This window comes from Acidocella sp. MX-AZ03, assembly GCF_027626035.1.
Classification (GTDB): Bacteria; Pseudomonadota; Alphaproteobacteria; order Acetobacterales; family Acetobacteraceae; genus Acidocella; species Acidocella facilis.
The window spans coordinates 317,857-332,159 of the sequence record NZ_CP110774.1; the positions used below are offsets into that span (position 1 = coordinate 317,857).

The window sequence follows — 14,303 nt, forward strand, 5'->3', positions numbered from 1 at the left end:
GGGACCAAAAAACTTCTGCGACCTTAGGTCGTCGATATGGCTGCATGGGAAGCCTTGGCGTCTCATGCAGCGTTGGTTTCATAGCTATGAAAGAAGCGGCCTTTTTTCAAAAAGGCCGTTTTTTTCTTTCTACCAGCTGTTATTATTCAAATCATCGTCGCTGCTGCCGCCATCATCCCAGCCGGGATTGCCCATCAGCCCGTCATCCTGGCTCTGGCCGAAATCCTGTTGCGGCGGCGCGGCCTGGGCCTCATGCCCGCCCATCATGCCATCCACAATCCGCTCACCGGCCGCAAACCCCGCACCGGCCGCCAGCCCGGAAACGATGGAGCTGCCAAGCCCGCCGCCCATGCCGCCCGCCGGACCATAGCCGCCGCCGGGGCCATAAGGGCCGGGGCCACCTTGCGGATAATTATTATACGGCATGTTCGGATTGCCCGGGAACGGGCGGTACACCTGCTGCCGGCGGAACCCGGAGACCAGGCGCAGTACCACGAACAGCAGGATCAACCCGCCAATCACCAACATCACCATGCTGACACCTCCATGATGCCTCTCCCCCGCTTGGGCTGAGGATAAGCCGTTATTGATATGCGCCCGCAGCGCCGAAACCTTTGCCGCATTGGCAAAAGGCAGGCCCGGCGCGTACTGGTCGGCCTTGGCCAGCGCCTGGGCGGCGGCGTTTTCATTGCCGCGCGCATCCTGCGCCTCGGCCAGCAGATACCAGGCGGTGCCGCTATCCGGGTGCGTGTTCAGCACGGATTTCAGCTGGCTGATCGCCTGGCCGCTCTGGCCGTTATCGATCATCGTCTGGATCTGGCGCGGGCTCGCGTCCTGCGCGAACGCGGGCAGGGCAGGGGCCAGCATCAACCCGCTGGCCAGCGCCAACAGGGGAAAAGAGAATTTGCTCATATCAGGAGTCCTTGAGGCATCCGGCCTGTCATATGGGGGTCTCTAGCATAATAATCCATTGCGGCGGATGGGTGACAGCCAGACGAAACAATCTTTAAGGACGGAATATTAATGTACGCGGCGCACAAAACCCCATAAAATCCGAGTCGTGGGGAGAAACTCTGCGCGGGACGCCAAGCTCTTTTGTCAGTCCAGGCTCTTTTGCCAGTATCGTCTCACCCGGTTTTCATGGTGACAAGGAGGTTCCTTGCATGACCGCTCTGGCCTACGCCAATGATGACGACGTAACCAACGTTGCCAACCCGCTCGACCTCGTTGAACAGGTCATCTCAGCAAATGAATGGATCTTCGACCGCCGCTCCGAGTCCGACCTCGCCGCCGAGGCCCAGGGCAAATGGTGCGATTACGGGCTGTATTTCTGCTGGTCGGATGAGATTTCCGTCATGCATGTCTCCGCCGCCTTTGACATGAAGGCCCCGCCGAAGCAGCGCACCGGCCTTTATGAGCTGCTGGCCAAGGCCAATGAGCGGCTCTGGATCGGCCATTTCGGCATGGATGAGGAGACCGGCATGCCGGTCTATCGCCACGCCATGCTGCTGCGCGGCGCCCCCAGCGCCGCCTCGGAATCGATCGAGGACCTGATCGACATCGCCATCAGCGAGTGCGAACGCTTCTTCCCCGCCTTCCAGTTCGTGATCTGGGGCGGCAAGAGCGCGGATGAGGCGCTGGAGGCGGCCATGCTGGAATGTGTCGGCGAGGCGTAACCCCTACATTCCAAACCGTCCTTCAATGGGTTAGAGCGGTTATATGACCGCTCTTCCCTCCCTTCTGCTCATCGGCGGTGGCCGCATGGGCAGCGCCATGCTCGCCGGTTGGCGTGAGCAGGGCCTCTCCCGCGCTTTCGTCATCGACCCTTCCGAGGGCGCCAAAACCCTGGCCGGGCCGGACGTGACCGTGCTGGCCGATGCCGCCCAGCTCCCGGCGGATTTCGCGCCGGAAGCGGTTATTCTTGCGGTGAAGCCGCAAATGGCGGCCGCCGCGCTGCCCGCTTATGCGAAATTCGCCGAAACCGCGCTCTTCATCTCCATCATGGCCGGCAAAACCGCCCAGGGCGTGGCTTCATTGCTCGGCGGCGCCAAGGCTGTGGTCCGGGCCATGCCCAACACCCCGGCGGCGGTGCGCCAGGGCATCACCGTGGCCTTTCCCGGCCCCGGCGTCTCGCTTGCGCAGCGCGATCTCACCACCAGGCTGCTGGAAGCCGTCGGCCAGGTCGCCTGGGTTGAGGATGAGGGCGCGCTGGATGCCGTCACCGCGATTTCCGGCGGCGGCCCGGCCTATGTCTTTTTATTGACCGAATTGCTGGAGCAGGCCGGGCTGGATCAGGGGCTTTCGCCCGATCTCGCCCGCATCATGGCCCGCCAGACCGTGATCGGCTCCGCCAGCCTGCTCGCCGCCTCCGCCGAAACCCCGGAAGCGCTACGTGTGGCTGTAACCTCCCCGGCGGCACCACCGCCGAGGCGCTGAAACTGTTGCGCGCGGATGACGCTCTGCCAAAAATATTCAGGGAAGCCATCCAGGCCGCCACGGATCGCTCCCGCGCGCTCTCGGCTTAATTTACTTTAAGGCCCCTGGTTGCTACACCGCGCGCGAGTTGAATTCGGGGATCACCGCGCATGAAGATCGTAGCCTGCAACAGCAACCGCCCCCTGGCCGAGGCTGTCGCCGCCGGTTTGAACCTGCCGCTGGCGAAAGCCTCCGTCCGGCGCTTCGCGGACATGGAAGTGTTCGTCGAAATCCATGAGAATGTTCGGGGTGAGGATGTCTTCGTCATTCAATCCACCTCTTACCCGACCAATGACAATCTGATGGAATTGCTGATCACCTGCGATGCGCTGCGCCGCGGCTCCGCCCGGCGCATCACCCCGGTGATCCCGTATTTCGGCTATGCCCGCCAGGACCGCAAATCCGGTCCGCGCACGCCGATCTCCGCCAAGCTGGTCGCCAATCTGATCACCGAAGCCGGCGCCAGCCGCGTGCTGACCATGGATCTGCATGCCGGCCAGATCCAGGGCTTCTTCGACATCCCGGTCGATAACCTCCCCGCCGCCCCGCTCTTCTCCCGCGATATCGAGGAGCGTTTCGCCGGCCGCACCCCGATGATCGTCTCCCCGGATGTTGGCGGCGTGCTGCGCGCGCGCATCATCGCCCGCCGGCTGAATACCGATCTCGCCATCATCGATAAGCGCCGCGAGCGCGCCGGCGTCTCCGAGGTGATGAACATCATCGGCGAGGTTGAGGGGCGCGATTGCATCCTGGTCGATGATATCGTCGATTCCGGTGGCACGCTCTGCAACGCCGCCGAGGCGCTGCTGGCCAATGGCGCCAAATCGGTCGAGGTGTACGTGACGCATGGCGTGCTCTCCGGCGGCGCCGTGGCGCGCATCGCCGCCTCGCCGATCGAGATGCTGACCATCACCGACTCGATCATGGCGACCGAGGCGGTGCGTCTGGCGCATAATATCCGCCAGCTTTCCGTCGCCCAACTGCTGGCCGAGGCGATGCGCCGCATCTCCACCGAAAGCTCGGTCTCCTCGCTGTTCGACTGAGCCCCCACGTCTCGACCTAAAAAACCGCGTCCGGCCCAGGCTGGACGCGGTTTTTTATTGCCCTAAACTCCCCCGGCGGCGGCCACAGGGCCGCGATTTGCTGGGAGCCATCATGAAACTCTTTTATTCCCCGAATGCCTGCTCGCTTGGCATCCATGTGATCCTCGAGGAAATCGGCAAGCCGTTCGAGCTGGTGAAGGTCGATCTCGCCTCCGGGGCGCAATATAAGGAGCCCTTCATTTCACTGAACCCGAAATCCAAGGTGCCGGCTCTGGCGCTGGAGGATGGCAGCGTGATCACCGAATGGCCGGCCGTGGCCTGGTATCTGGCGAAGACCAATCCTGAAGCGCATCTGCTGCCCACCACCCTGGAAGGCGAAGTGAAGGCGCTGGAATTGCTGGATTACATGGTCGCCACCGTGCATATGCGCGGCTTCACCCGCATCTTCCGCCCGGCGAATTTCACCCCGACCACGGCGGATGAACCCGCCGTGCAGCGCACCGGGCGCGAGATTGTGGAGGCCGGCTTCAAGCAGCTGGCGCAGAGCCTTGGCGCCAAGGCCTATCTGCTGGGGGATCTCTCGATCGCCGATGCGGCCTTGTTCTATTTGACCCATTGGGGGGTGCAGCGCGCCAAGATGACGCTGCCGCCGGCACTGGCATCGCATCTGGAACGCATGCGCGCCCGCCCGGCCGTGCAGCGCGCTCTGGCCAGCGAGGGGTTGAGCTGAACATGGCCTTGCCGGCGCGGCCCTTCTGGTTCCTTCGCCATGGCGAAACCGACCTGAATGCCGCCCGGCTCGCCCAGGGGCGGGCATCGATGCTGGCTTGAATGCCACTGGCCGCGCCCAGGCGGAGCGCGCCGGCCCGTTGCTGGCGGGGCAGGAGATCACCGCCATCATCGCCTCGCCCCTGCAGCGCGCCCGCCAGACGGCGGAGATCATCAATGAATTCCTGCGCCTGCCGCTCAGCATCGAGCCGGATCTGCGCGAGGTCGCCTTCGGCAGCATGGAAGGTGAGCCCTTGCTGCCCTGGTTTCCGGACTGGCTGGAAGGCCGCGCCACGCCGGACGGGCGGAGAGCTTCGCTGCGCTCACCCGGCGCGTCGAGACGGTATTAACGCGAATCTTGAAAACGCAGCAGGGGCCGGTGCTGCTGGTGGCGCATGGCGGCGTGTTCCGGGCCATGCGCGAACTCATGGGGCTGCCCAAGGAAGGGCGCACCGCGCACGCCCTCCCGATCTTTTGTGACCATACCGGCGAAGGCTGGCAGGCCACCAGCCCGATCTGGGGATCTAGCGCCTCAGCTTTTCGCTTGAGGCGCTAGCCTTTGATTGAGCGAGCCATTTCAGGTGTTTATCTTGACGCTAGCGCGTCAATCCAACCAGTTTACGCTCTAGCAGTTTGCTGAAAAACCCCGAAACTTGGTTTTATTTTTTCTGATTTAGCTTTGGGGCCTGGATTTTGGTTCAAGTGATTGAAGTTTCTTGCCGGTTTCTGGACTTTTTTCGTCCAGCGGACAGACTCGTCCCTTATATTGCCACCATTTTTGGAATGCGTACCAGATTATAGGCGATCAGGTTGAGCATGAAGGTGCCGGCGACCCGCGCAACGCCGCGCAGCTTGGTCTTGCGCATCGTGCCGTGCTGCTTGCCCCAGCCGAATATGCACTCGATCATCGCCCGGCGGGTCTGCGACATCGCATAACCGGGATGGCGCGTGGTGCGTCCGTCAATCGCGCTGCGGCGGTGCCTGCCGGTTTTGGTCTCACCGTTGTTTTGTGTGACATGCGGTGTCACGCCGGCGTCGCGCAGATTGGCGACATGATCGGCGGTATCGTAAGCCTTGTCTTCGCCTACGGTGATCCGCCCGGCGGCCGACTTGGCTTTGGCTTTCAACATCGCTTCCGAGGCTTCACGCTCAGCCGTGCCTGTGGCCTGGGTCACTCGGCCACCCACCGCCAAGCCGTGCCGGTTGTCCATCAGCGCGTGCCCCATATACGAAAGCTTTGCCTCCCGCCCAGCGGCCTTGCGGTACAGCCGGCTTTCCGGGTCGGTGGTGCTGGCATGGGTATCGTTCTTACGCTTCTGACCGTGGAAATCCGAACCATCATCGTCGCTGCCATCCTTCGGCCGGAAGCTCTTCTGCGACGCCCACGCCTCGATCAGCGTGCCGTCCACCGAGAAATGCTCATCCGATAGTAGCGGCGTCACCCGCGGGTGGTTCAGCAGCCGGCTCATGAATTTCTGGAATATATCGCCGTTCTGCAGGCGCTCGCGGTTCTTGCTAAACGTGGTCGGGTTCCAGACCGGATCATCCGGGGATAAGCCCACAAACCAGCGGTACAGGAGATTATAATCCAGTTGCTCCATCAACTGCCGTTCCGAGCGAATCCCGTACAGCACCTGGATCAGCAGCGCGCTCAGCAATTGTTCAGGCGGCACCGAGGGCCGGCCTTCCCTGGAATACAGCCAGGCAAAGCTGCGGCTCATCTCATGCAGAACATCCCGCACCAAAGCACGGATCGCTCGCAACGGATGGGTCGCCGGAACCCGTGTTTCTGGTGAAACATACGAAAACATCCCGCCCTGATCTCGAAAAGAACCCCGCACCCCACGCCTCACAAAACCTGCCAGCCAAAGTGAATCACATCATAATCCCGGCCGCCAGGAGTTTTTCAGCAAACTGCTAGCCGGTCAGCGCGGCAATGCCGATCCCGAGCAGCAGCGCCACCATCATGATGGCCGGCGGCGGCATGAAGCCTTTCATGTCAAACACTCCTTTACCGTCCCGCGAAACCGGTGGCGCCAAGCGCTGTGCAAACGGCCTGCCGCCTATGACGGATTTTTAATGAAACCGCATGCGCGGATTCATCCAGGGAGCCATGCGAGCTTTATCGCAGGGATTGCCCTTGTATGTTGGGCCGCGCGCCGCGTGAATCAACCCGCCGGGCGGGCCTCAGATCCGGTCCAGATCCAAGGTCAGCGCCACCGGCACATGGTCAGAGGGCTGCGCCCAGCTGCGGGCCTCGCGCAGAATCTGGTGGCGGCTCAAGGCCGGTTTCAGATCCGGCGTCACCCATACATGATCCAGCCGGCGGCCGCGGTTGGAGGCGTCCCAATCGCGGTTGCGATAGGACCACCAGGTATATAATTTCTGGTCCTCCGGCACGAAATGCCGGATCGCATCGTAGAAACCCTGCGCCCGCCAGCCATTCAGGGCCGCCACCTCAACCGGGGTGTGACTAACAACGTCCAGTAGCTGCTTATGGCTCCAAACATCATGTTCGAGCGGCGCGATGTTGAGATCGCCGACCAAAATCGCGCGTTGCGGCGGATAGGCCGAAAAATGCCCGGTGGTTTCTGCCAGAAAATCAAGTTTGTGGGCGAATTTCTCGTTCGCCGCGCGGTCCGGCACATCGCCACCGGCGGGAACGTAGAAATTATGGATTGTTAGCGGCCCGCTTGGGGTGGCGATGCTGGCCGAGAGATGCCGGCAATCACTTTTATTGCACCAATCCGGCGTGTTTTCCGCAAGCATCAACGGCAGGCGCGAAAATATGGCGACGCCATTGTAACTTTTCATGCCGCGCTTCAGCACATGCGGAAATCCAATCTCCGCCGCGATCGCCTCTGGAAACAGCTCCTCAGGAACCTTGGTTTCCTGCAGGCAGATCACGTCAGGTTGCAATTGGCCGACGAGCTGGTGCAGATGCGCCTGGCGCAGCCGCAGGGAATTGATGTTCCAGGTGGCGATGGTGAGGGTCATGGGTGATCTCTACAGGCTTTTCACCGCCTGCCTATCCCCGACCGTGCTGGGCCCGGAGGACGGATTATATTGGAAGAGCGAATCCGGAAACGGTCCGCCCGGCGCGATATCATAGAGATGCACGCTGGTCTGTTTGCCCTGCGCATCGGTGACGATCCAGGATTGCAGCTCAAGCGGGTCGGTCGCGAAACTCAAGGTCAGCGTGCCGGCGGCTTCCTTGCCCTTGCGGACCAGGGAAATATTCACCTGGCCCGGCTGGCGGTTGATGGCGGTGACATACACCCCGCGGATTCAAGATTGACATGCGGGGCCAGCAGAATGCCAAGCGGGGTGGCGCTGAGCGGGATATTGGTGGTCTGCCCGAGGGCGGGGTCGTGATAGACCAGCAGGCCAAAGCCGGCGACGAGCAGTTGCGGGTCCGGTGGGTCATAGGCGAAGCGCATCTTGCCGGGGCGCTGCAACCAGGCCTTGCCAGTGCGCGTCGCGCCGTCCGCCGCAACTTGCAGGAAGTTGGCGGTCAGCCCCTTCTGGGCGTTCAGATAGGCCTCGATCTGGGCGATAAGGGTCTTATCCGCCGCGGTGAGCGCCAAGGGCGCTGCCTGGGCGGCCAATGGCCACCCGAGCAGCAACCCTGAACAGGCAGCCGCCAGCCCAAGGGCTTGGCGGCGGGAGGGACAATCAGCTCGCCGCGCGGCGGCTGGCGGCCTCGGTTTTGTTCGCAGAGAAAGCATCGGTCATAATATGGCGCGTCTCACGCAGAAAAGCAGCCCCCTTGACGGTGCGCTGCACCAGCACCGAGCGGCGGTCGGACGGGTCGACCTTGCGGCGAACGAAATCGAGCTCGGTCAGCCGGTCGAGCGCGCGGGTGATCGCCGGCTTGGAGACGTTCAGCTCCTGCGCGAGGCCGCGCACGGTATGGCCGCCTTCATTCAGGTAGCAGGTGAGAAACACGCCGAGCTGACGCGCGGAAAGATCCACGCCGTCACGGCGAACCAAGGACACGACCGTGTCTCGTAGAATGCCCACGAGCTGATCGGAAGACAGTTGAGCGGATGCCATTTTATAACTCCATGGAAACAGGCTCATAAAAACCGTTTCAGACGGAAGATTTCGCCGAAGCCGTTTCTAGACTGAACCGTTAGTACACAATAGTATAGGTAAATACAAAATCTCTTCAATATGATTACGAAAAATTCTTTGTCCGTATCACTAACATACTGAAAAGGCGAAATGATCCCTCTGCGGACGAACGATTTGTTTTGTAACGAAGTTTGTTGATTTTGCGAAAAATAAATATTCGCGCTTTATTGCTGAAATTTTACGTTTTGATAAGACAATATGTAAACTTGTTTGTGCGCATCCTATTTTATCGATTCGCGACCGGGATCAAAAATAAGACCCGGCCGCTGCATTTTTCGGACGTCACATGGCGTGGGGACGGCTCAGCCCCTCGATTGCCGCAAGCAAGGCCTGCAGAGTTTGCGCCTCTCCGCCTTCGGGCTTTCCCGGTCTGGTTGCATCGTTCCACGCATAAGTGTCGATGTGCGCCCAATGCGTGTTTTTTGAAATGAAATGTTGCAGGAACAATGCGGCGGTTATCGCGCCGGCCATCGGCTTTGAAGAGATGTTGCACAAATCCGCATAAGGGATCTCCAGCCAGGCGGCATAAGGCGCGTGCAGCGGCAGGCGCCAGAGCGGATCGTTCTCGATGAGTCCAGATTCAAGAATCGTCTGGGCCAGTGCGTCGTCATTGCTGAACAGCGCCGGCAGATCCGGCCCCAGCGCCACGCGCGCCGCCCCGGTGAGGGTGGCGGCGTCGATCAGCCAGTGCGGTTGCGCCCCGCAGGCTTCATGCAGCAGGTCGCACAATACCAGCCGTCCTTCCGCATCCGTATCGCCGACTTCGACGCTGATCCCCGCACGGGTGCGCAGAATATCGGAGGGGCGCATGGCATGGCCGGAGACGCTGTTCTCCACGCAGCCCAGCCGCAACTCCAGCCGGATCGGCAGATCCAGCGCCATGATCGCGCTGGCCAGCCCGAGCATGATCGCCGCCCCGCCCATATCCTTGCGCATCAGCCGCATCGAGCCGCCGGGCTTGAGGTTGTAGCCGCCAGTATCGAAACAAACCCCCTTGCCGCAGAGCGAGACCAGCTTCGCCTCCGTCCCCGCCTGGCTGCCCTGCCAGCGCAGCACCACCACCGCTGGCGCGCGCGCCGAACCGGCACCCACCGCCGCCACGGTCGGGTAGTTGGCCTCCAGCGCCGCACCGGTGATCGCTTCCGCATGGGCGCCGAAATGCTGCGCCACGTCCAGCGCCGCCTGCGCCAGCTCGGTGGGCCCGAGCAGGTTGGGCGGTGTGTTGATCAGCTCGCGCGCCAGCATCATGCTGCCGGCCAGGATGCGCGCGCGTGGCTGCGCCTGGGCGCGCTGGGGGGCCAGCTGGGCGAAATCGGCCTGGCGGGCGCGCTGCGTCTGGTAGCGATAGGCCCCCAGCAGAAAAGCCCGCTCCGCCCGCTCAGGATCGAACCCGCCGGGCTCGATATGCCACAGGCTGCCGGCGGGCAGGGCGGCGGCGGCGGCGCCGAAGCCGATGCTCTCCGGCGCGTTGCCCAGCCCGAGCAAGGCCCCGGCCAGCGCGCCTTGCGCATCCGCGTAAAGCAGCACGCGCCCGGCCTCGCCGGTGAAGCCAAGCAGCCTGGCCTGCGCGGCGGCCTCCGGAAGGGCGGCCAGGCATGCACCCAGCCCCTCCGGGCGTACCGCGTACAAGGGCAGAGACGGGCCAGGCACATGCGCCAGGCCAGAGGGATGGTCGAGGAATTGTAAAGGGGAATATGTCATGCCGGCATGCTAGCGCCGGGGCGGGGGCCTGTCATCGCGGCAAAGGCGCGGCGCAGCGCGTAAAGATGCTGCCCAGAGATCAAACCGGGCGCGCTCCTGCCAGCGCACCCGGGTCGCGAGAGATCAGCGCAAGGATGGGCGGGTTACCCCGCCCCTTCTTCAGTGCAGCCGTTCGATCCCGATGGCGGCAACGCGGCCCTCGCGCTGCTGCAGAACGAAGCGCACCCGCTCGCCCTCATTCAGCTTGCGCAGGCCGGCATGCTGCACGGCACTGATATGAACGAAAATATCGTTCCCGCCCTCATCCGGGGCAATGAAGCCATAGCCTTTGCCGGGGTTGAACCATCTCACCACGCCGGTCTGAGACTCAGCCTGCGACGAGGATTGGGTGTCTTGCATCGTTTCCATGTGGCGCCTTTCTTTGCCCAGTTTTATTTGCCCGTTCTTTTGGGCTTGGGTCATTTCGCCGGATCGCTCCGGACGAAACAGAATTTAAGCGCATTTGCCAGGATCGATCAATTCCAAAGTTTTTGCTGCATTGCAGCGGATTTTTGAAACGACAACGCCGCCGGCAAGATGCCGGCGGCGTAACGTTCGCAAGGAGTCAGGCCACGTCTTCGCGTTTGTCGCGCACGCGGACATAGGCGATGGCGGCGTGGTCCTCGCAATAGGGCTTTCCGGAAACCGCCGCGGCATTACAAAAGTGAAAACTCGGTTTGCCGGGCTCGCCGATTGGCCAGCAGCACGGGGTGGCGCGGGGCTGCTGCGGTTTCGGCGCTGGCATGATCGCGCGCAGCACCGGCACAGGCTGGCTCACCGAGGCGGAAAGCGGCGGCAAGGTCGGGCCCTGGGTGCGCTTGGGCGCCACCGGGCGCGGCGCGGTCTCGCCGGTGGAGCGGCGGATCGGCGAGGGCGAGCCGGCAGATTGAGCCGGTGCGCCTTGCCGACCACGGCATTCTTGGAAATATTCAGCCGCCGGCCGATCTCCGCGGTCGACAAACCCTCGGCCCACAAACTCCGCAGCCGCGCAATGCTGTCGTCTGTCCACTCCATTTTGTGGGCCTCCATGCTGTAACTACTAGATACAGTAGAGGTTGCGAGAGGGCGTAGCAATCTCTTGTGACGTTTTCACGAGTCCTTTTCTGTGGAAAACTCAAACTCGCCAGCTCAGGGCTTCACATCCTCGCCCGGAAAGGCGCCCCAGAAATCGCTGCGGGCCAGGTAGCCGGTCTCATATTTGGTGGCAGCCTTGCAGTAATCGCTGGTGGGCGTGCAGCGCAGCAACGCCCCGGACACGCCCTGGGCGAGATAGGCGACCACACCCGCCCCGGCGCTGGGCCCGCTGCGCAAGGCGGCCTTGTCGGCGGTGATATAGAAGCCGCGCTTGGCGCGGATGGTCGCCTCATGTACCCAGCCGGTGCCGCCATCCGGCGCCAGGATCTGCCGCCAGACATTGAATTCGCCGATGATTTCCACCGGCAGCCCGGCGCGCTGATAGACCCAGTTCACCGGATATTGAAAGCCCGGCCCGGCGCGCACATTCACCTCGTCCGAGCGCAGCGAGACAAAGCGCGGCACCGGCAGCCCGGTATTGCTGCCCTTGGCCGGCCCTGGCCCATTGCCGGGGTCCGGGCGGCGGCGCAGAGCAGCGGGGCCAACAGCAGCACGATCAGCCGCAAACGGGGCATTCCGGGTCCTTTCTCAGTTTTACCTTGCGGAATTCCGCCGCCAGCGCGTCCCATACCAGCAAGAAGCCGGAAAGCGATTGGCCGATGAAGGTGATCTCCTTGATCACCTCGGTTGCCTGCAGCGTGCCCATCACCCCGGTCACCGCGCCCAGCACCCCGGCCTCGGAGCAGGGCGGCACCAGCCCCTCGGGCGGCGGCTCAGGATAGAGGCAGCGATAGCAGGGCCCGCCTGTATGCGGCTTGAAGGTTGAAATCTGCCCCTCAAACCGCAGCACCGCAGCGGAGACCAGGGTCTTCTTCGCCGCCACGCAGGCATCGGCCACCAGAAACCGGCTGGTGAAATTATCCGTGCCATCGCAGATCAGGTCGTAATCCCCGAGCAGCCGGCCGACATTCCGTGCATCGAGCTTTTCCCGGTGCTGCACGACCCGCACCAGCGGGTTGATCCGCGCCAGCGACTCGGCGGCACTCTCCACCTTGGCCCGGCCGAGATCCGCCACGCCGTGCGCCACCTGGCGCTGCAGGTTGGAGAGCTCGACCACATCCGGGTCGACCAGCCCGATCGTGCCGATCCCCGCCGCCGCCAGATACAGCCCCAAGGGCGAGCCCAGCCCGCCAGCGCCGACGATGAGCACCTTCGCCGCCTTCAACCTGGCCTGGCCGGTGCCGCCCAGCTCGCGCAGCAAGATATGCCGCGAATAGCGCTGGATTTCCGCTTCCGAGAAATTCAAATCCATGGGCGGGCTTATATTATGCTTCCGCGCGTGGGACCAAACTCGCAAAACCACTTCACGTGGTGTGTCAATCTGGTAATAAGGAGTGATGTATATGGTGTTCCGGCAAGAGCACGCCCCGGCTGTGAGGTTTTCAAAGCGATGACGGTGATTAACCCCATCCGTATGGGTGGCATGGATATTCTTCCCCTGGTCGAGGGCGGCAAGGGCGTTTCCGCGTCCAACGGCATCAGCGCCGGGCATTGGGCGCTGGCCGGCGGCGTTGGCACCTTCTCCGCCGTGAATGCCGATAGTTTTGACGACCAGGGCCGCATCATCCCGCAGATCTATAAGGGCCGCACCCGCCGGGACCGGCATGAGGAGTTGATCCAGTTCGCCATCGATGGCGGGGTGGAGCAGGCCCGGCGCGCCTGGGAGATTTCCGGCGGCAAGGGCCGCATCCACGCCAATATCCTGTGGGAGATGGGCGGGGCGGAGCGCGTCATCAACGGCATTCTGGAGCGCACCAAGGGCATCGTCAGCGGCATCACCTGCGGCGCGGGCATGCCCTACCGGCTGTCGGACATCGCCGCCAAATTCAACGTGCATTACTACCCCATTGTCTCCTCCGGCCGCGCCTTCGCGGCGCTGTGGAAGCGCGCCTACTCCAAGGCGGCGGATCTTCTGGGCGGGGTGGTCTATGAGGATCCCTGGCTGGCAGGCGGCCATAACGGCCTTTCCAACTCCGAGGACCCGGAGAAGCCCGAGAGCCCCTATCCCCGCCTGGTCGCGCTGCGCAAGGTGATGCGCGATTTCGGCCTGCACGAAACCCCGATCATCATGGCCGGCGGCGTCTGGGCCCTGGATGAGTGGAAGGATTACATCAATAATCCCGAAATCGGGCCGATCGCCTTCCAGTTCGGCACCCGCCCGCTGCTGACCAAGGAAAGCCCGATCCCGCAGAGCTGGAAGGAGCGCCTGTTCAAGCTGAAGCCCGGTGATGTCTTCCTCAACCGCTTCTCGCCGACCGGATTCTACTCCTCCGCCGTGAATAATGATTTCATGCGCGAGCTGCGCGCCCGCAGCGACCGTCAGGTGGCCTACAGCCCCGAGGCGGTGGGTGAGCATGTGGTGGAATATGGTGTCGGCGCGCGCAAGCGGCCGGTCTATCTCACCGCACCTGATTATGCCCGCGCCAAGGCCTGGGAGGATGAGGGCTTCACCGAGGCGCTGCGCACCCCGGATTCGACGCTGATCTTCGTCGCCCCGGAGAAGGCGGCGGAAATCCATGAGGACCAGGTGGCCTGCATGGGCTGCCTCAGCCAGTGCCGCTTCTCCAACTGGTCCCAGCATGAGCCGACCTTCGATAACGGCAAGAAGGCCGACCCGCGCAGCTTCTGCATCCAGAAGACGCTGCAGAACATCGCCCACGCGGCGGAGGGTGACGAGGCGGCGATGGATAACAACCTGATGTTCGCCGGCCATAACGCCCATCGCTTCGGCTCGGACCCGTTCTATTCCAACGGCTTCATCCCCTCGGTGAAGCAGCTGGTGGAACGTCTCCTTACCGGCAAATGACTTGGAAAAGCCGCCCAACAGGGCGGCTTTTTTATTTGCAAAATTTTTTGTGCCGCTTTTTTTCAAAAAAGCGGCGAAGAGGTTGGGGCGTGTGCAACGCCGTTGCCACCACCCCAGACGTTTTGCAGCCCTTTTTGAAAAAAGGGCTGCACCCCAAAAACTTTTGAAATATTTTCCAATCTCAGCGTCATAAAGGATGA

At 62.6% G+C, this 14,303-nt stretch carries 17 protein-coding genes and 1 pseudogene; 7 read left to right on the top strand and 11 right to left on the bottom strand.

Going from position 1 to position 14,303, the window contains the following annotated elements; genetic code table 11:
* Positions 1–129: 129 nt before the first annotated feature.
* Entirely contained in the window at positions 130–912 is a 783-nt protein-coding gene (locus GT370_RS01765) for a tetratricopeptide repeat protein (protein WP_008493536.1), read from the bottom strand.
* Between the two features lie 251 nt (positions 913–1,163).
* Here GT370_RS01765 and GT370_RS01770 point away from each other — a divergent pair, with 251 nt between their 5' ends.
* From GT370_RS01770 to GT370_RS01795, 6 genes are all read left to right on the top strand, one after another.
* The gene (locus GT370_RS01770; RefSeq protein WP_008493535.1) at positions 1,164–1,676 is read left to right on the top strand and encodes a YbjN domain-containing protein; all 513 of its coding nucleotides are present in this window, start codon (positions 1,164–1,166) and stop codon (positions 1,674–1,676) included.
* Positions 1,677–1,719: 43 nt separating this feature from the next.
* Positions 1,720–2,436, top strand: coding sequence for a pyrroline-5-carboxylate reductase family protein (locus GT370_RS01775; protein ID WP_333490003.1), 717 nt, complete (start codon positions 1,720–1,722; stop codon positions 2,434–2,436).
* Positions 2,437–2,585: 149 nt separating this feature from the next.
* Positions 2,586–3,518 carry a ribose-phosphate pyrophosphokinase gene (locus GT370_RS01780; RefSeq protein ID WP_008493533.1) on the top strand — a complete coding sequence of 311 codons (933 nt, stop codon included), beginning with the start codon at positions 2,586–2,588 and terminating at the stop codon, positions 3,516–3,518.
* A 112-nt stretch (positions 3,519–3,630) separates the two neighbouring features.
* Positions 3,631–4,248, top strand: coding sequence for a glutathione S-transferase family protein (locus GT370_RS01785; protein WP_008493532.1), 618 nt, complete (start codon positions 3,631–3,633; stop codon positions 4,246–4,248).
* 97 nt (positions 4,249–4,345) lie between these two features.
* Positions 4,346–4,636, top strand: coding sequence for a histidine phosphatase family protein (locus tag GT370_RS01790; RefSeq protein ID WP_270183794.1), 291 nt, complete (start codon positions 4,346–4,348; stop codon positions 4,634–4,636).
* Positions 4,637–4,641: 5 nt separating this feature from the next.
* Positions 4,642–4,842, top strand: a complete 201-nt coding sequence (locus tag GT370_RS01795; protein ID WP_270184338.1) for a hypothetical protein — start codon at positions 4,642–4,644, stop codon at positions 4,840–4,842.
* A gap of 205 nt (positions 4,843–5,047) precedes the next feature.
* On the opposite strand, the gene GT370_RS01800 is transcribed toward GT370_RS01795, so the two are convergent.
* From GT370_RS01800 to GT370_RS01850, 10 genes and pseudogenes are all read right to left on the bottom strand, one after another.
* The gene (locus tag GT370_RS01800) at positions 5,048–6,127 is read right to left on the bottom strand and encodes an IS5 family transposase (RefSeq protein WP_083878918.1); all 1,080 of its coding nucleotides are present in this window, start codon (positions 6,125–6,127) and stop codon (positions 5,048–5,050) included.
* A 346-nt stretch (positions 6,128–6,473) separates the two neighbouring features.
* The gene (locus GT370_RS01805; protein ID WP_008493528.1) at positions 6,474–7,283 is read right to left on the bottom strand and encodes an exodeoxyribonuclease III; all 810 of its coding nucleotides are present in this window, start codon (positions 7,281–7,283) and stop codon (positions 6,474–6,476) included.
* A gap of 9 nt (positions 7,284–7,292) precedes the next feature.
* Positions 7,293–7,529, bottom strand: coding sequence for a LolA family protein (locus tag GT370_RS01810; protein WP_270183795.1), 237 nt, complete (start codon positions 7,527–7,529; stop codon positions 7,293–7,295).
* Positions 7,526–7,873 (bottom strand): LolA family protein, encoded by a 348-nt coding sequence (locus GT370_RS01815; RefSeq protein ID WP_270183796.1) that lies wholly within the window; start codon positions 7,871–7,873, stop codon positions 7,526–7,528. Before GT370_RS01815 ends, GT370_RS01810 begins: the two co-directional genes overlap by 4 nt.
* 88 nt (positions 7,874–7,961) lie before the next feature.
* Positions 7,962–8,342: a MarR family transcriptional regulator gene (locus GT370_RS01820; RefSeq protein WP_026439464.1), complete on the bottom strand. Its 381-nt coding sequence runs from the start codon at positions 8,340–8,342 to the stop codon at positions 7,962–7,964.
* 363 nt (positions 8,343–8,705) lie between these two features.
* The gene (locus GT370_RS01825) at positions 8,706–10,124 is read right to left on the bottom strand and encodes a leucyl aminopeptidase family protein (RefSeq protein WP_051060220.1); all 1,419 of its coding nucleotides are present in this window, start codon (positions 10,122–10,124) and stop codon (positions 8,706–8,708) included.
* Positions 10,125–10,283: 159 nt separating this feature from the next.
* Positions 10,284–10,532, bottom strand: coding sequence for a cold shock domain-containing protein (locus tag GT370_RS01830; RefSeq protein ID WP_008493524.1), 249 nt, complete (start codon positions 10,530–10,532; stop codon positions 10,284–10,286).
* Between the two features lie 196 nt (positions 10,533–10,728).
* Positions 10,729–11,177, bottom strand: a pseudogene (locus tag GT370_RS01835) (GcrA family cell cycle regulator).
* 114 nt (positions 11,178–11,291) lie between these two features.
* On the bottom strand, positions 11,292–11,702 hold the full coding sequence (locus tag GT370_RS01845) for an SH3 domain-containing protein (RefSeq protein WP_270183798.1): 411 nt from the start codon (positions 11,700–11,702) through the stop codon (positions 11,292–11,294).
* Positions 11,703–11,793: 91 nt separating this feature from the next.
* A complete protein-coding gene (locus GT370_RS01850) occupies positions 11,794–12,549 on the bottom strand; it encodes a HesA/MoeB/ThiF family protein (protein WP_008493519.1) in 756 nt (251 codons plus the stop codon).
* 138 nt (positions 12,550–12,687) lie between these two features.
* Here GT370_RS01850 and GT370_RS01855 point away from each other — a divergent pair, with 138 nt between their 5' ends.
* On the top strand, positions 12,688–14,103 hold the full coding sequence (locus tag GT370_RS01855) for an NAD(P)H-dependent flavin oxidoreductase (RefSeq protein WP_008493518.1): 1,416 nt from the start codon (positions 12,688–12,690) through the stop codon (positions 14,101–14,103).
* Positions 14,104–14,303: the final 200 nt, after the last annotated feature.

Excerpts from the sequence above, each read along its gene's own strand:
- GT370_RS01780 (WP_008493533.1), top strand. The coding sequence starts at position 2,586 with ATGAAGATCGTAGCCTGCAACAGCAACCGCCCCCTGGCCGAGGCTGTC.
- GT370_RS01830 (WP_008493524.1), bottom strand. The coding sequence starts at position 10,532 with ATGGAAACGATGCAAGACACCCAATCCTCGTCGCAGGCTGAGTCTCAG.
- GT370_RS01765 (WP_008493536.1), bottom strand. The coding sequence starts at position 912 with ATGAGCAAATTCTCTTTTCCCCTGTTGGCGCTGGCCAGCGGGTTGATG.
- GT370_RS01775 (WP_333490003.1), top strand. The coding sequence starts at position 1,720 with ATGACCGCTCTTCCCTCCCTTCTGCTCATCGGCGGTGGCCGCATGGGC.
- GT370_RS01820 (WP_026439464.1), bottom strand. The coding sequence starts at position 8,342 with ATGGCATCCGCTCAACTGTCTTCCGATCAGCTCGTGGGCATTCTACGA.
- GT370_RS01850 (WP_008493519.1), bottom strand. The coding sequence starts at position 12,549 with ATGGATTTGAATTTCTCGGAAGCGGAAATCCAGCGCTATTCGCGGCAT.
- GT370_RS01770 (WP_008493535.1), top strand. The coding sequence starts at position 1,164 with ATGACCGCTCTGGCCTACGCCAATGATGACGACGTAACCAACGTTGCC.
- GT370_RS01785 (WP_008493532.1), top strand. The coding sequence starts at position 3,631 with ATGAAACTCTTTTATTCCCCGAATGCCTGCTCGCTTGGCATCCATGTG.
- GT370_RS01855 (WP_008493518.1), top strand. The coding sequence starts at position 12,688 with ATGACGGTGATTAACCCCATCCGTATGGGTGGCATGGATATTCTTCCC.
- GT370_RS01805 (WP_008493528.1), bottom strand. The coding sequence starts at position 7,283 with ATGACCCTCACCATCGCCACCTGGAACATCAATTCCCTGCGGCTGCGC.
- GT370_RS01825 (WP_051060220.1), bottom strand. The coding sequence starts at position 10,124 with ATGACATATTCCCCTTTACAATTCCTCGACCATCCCTCTGGCCTGGCG.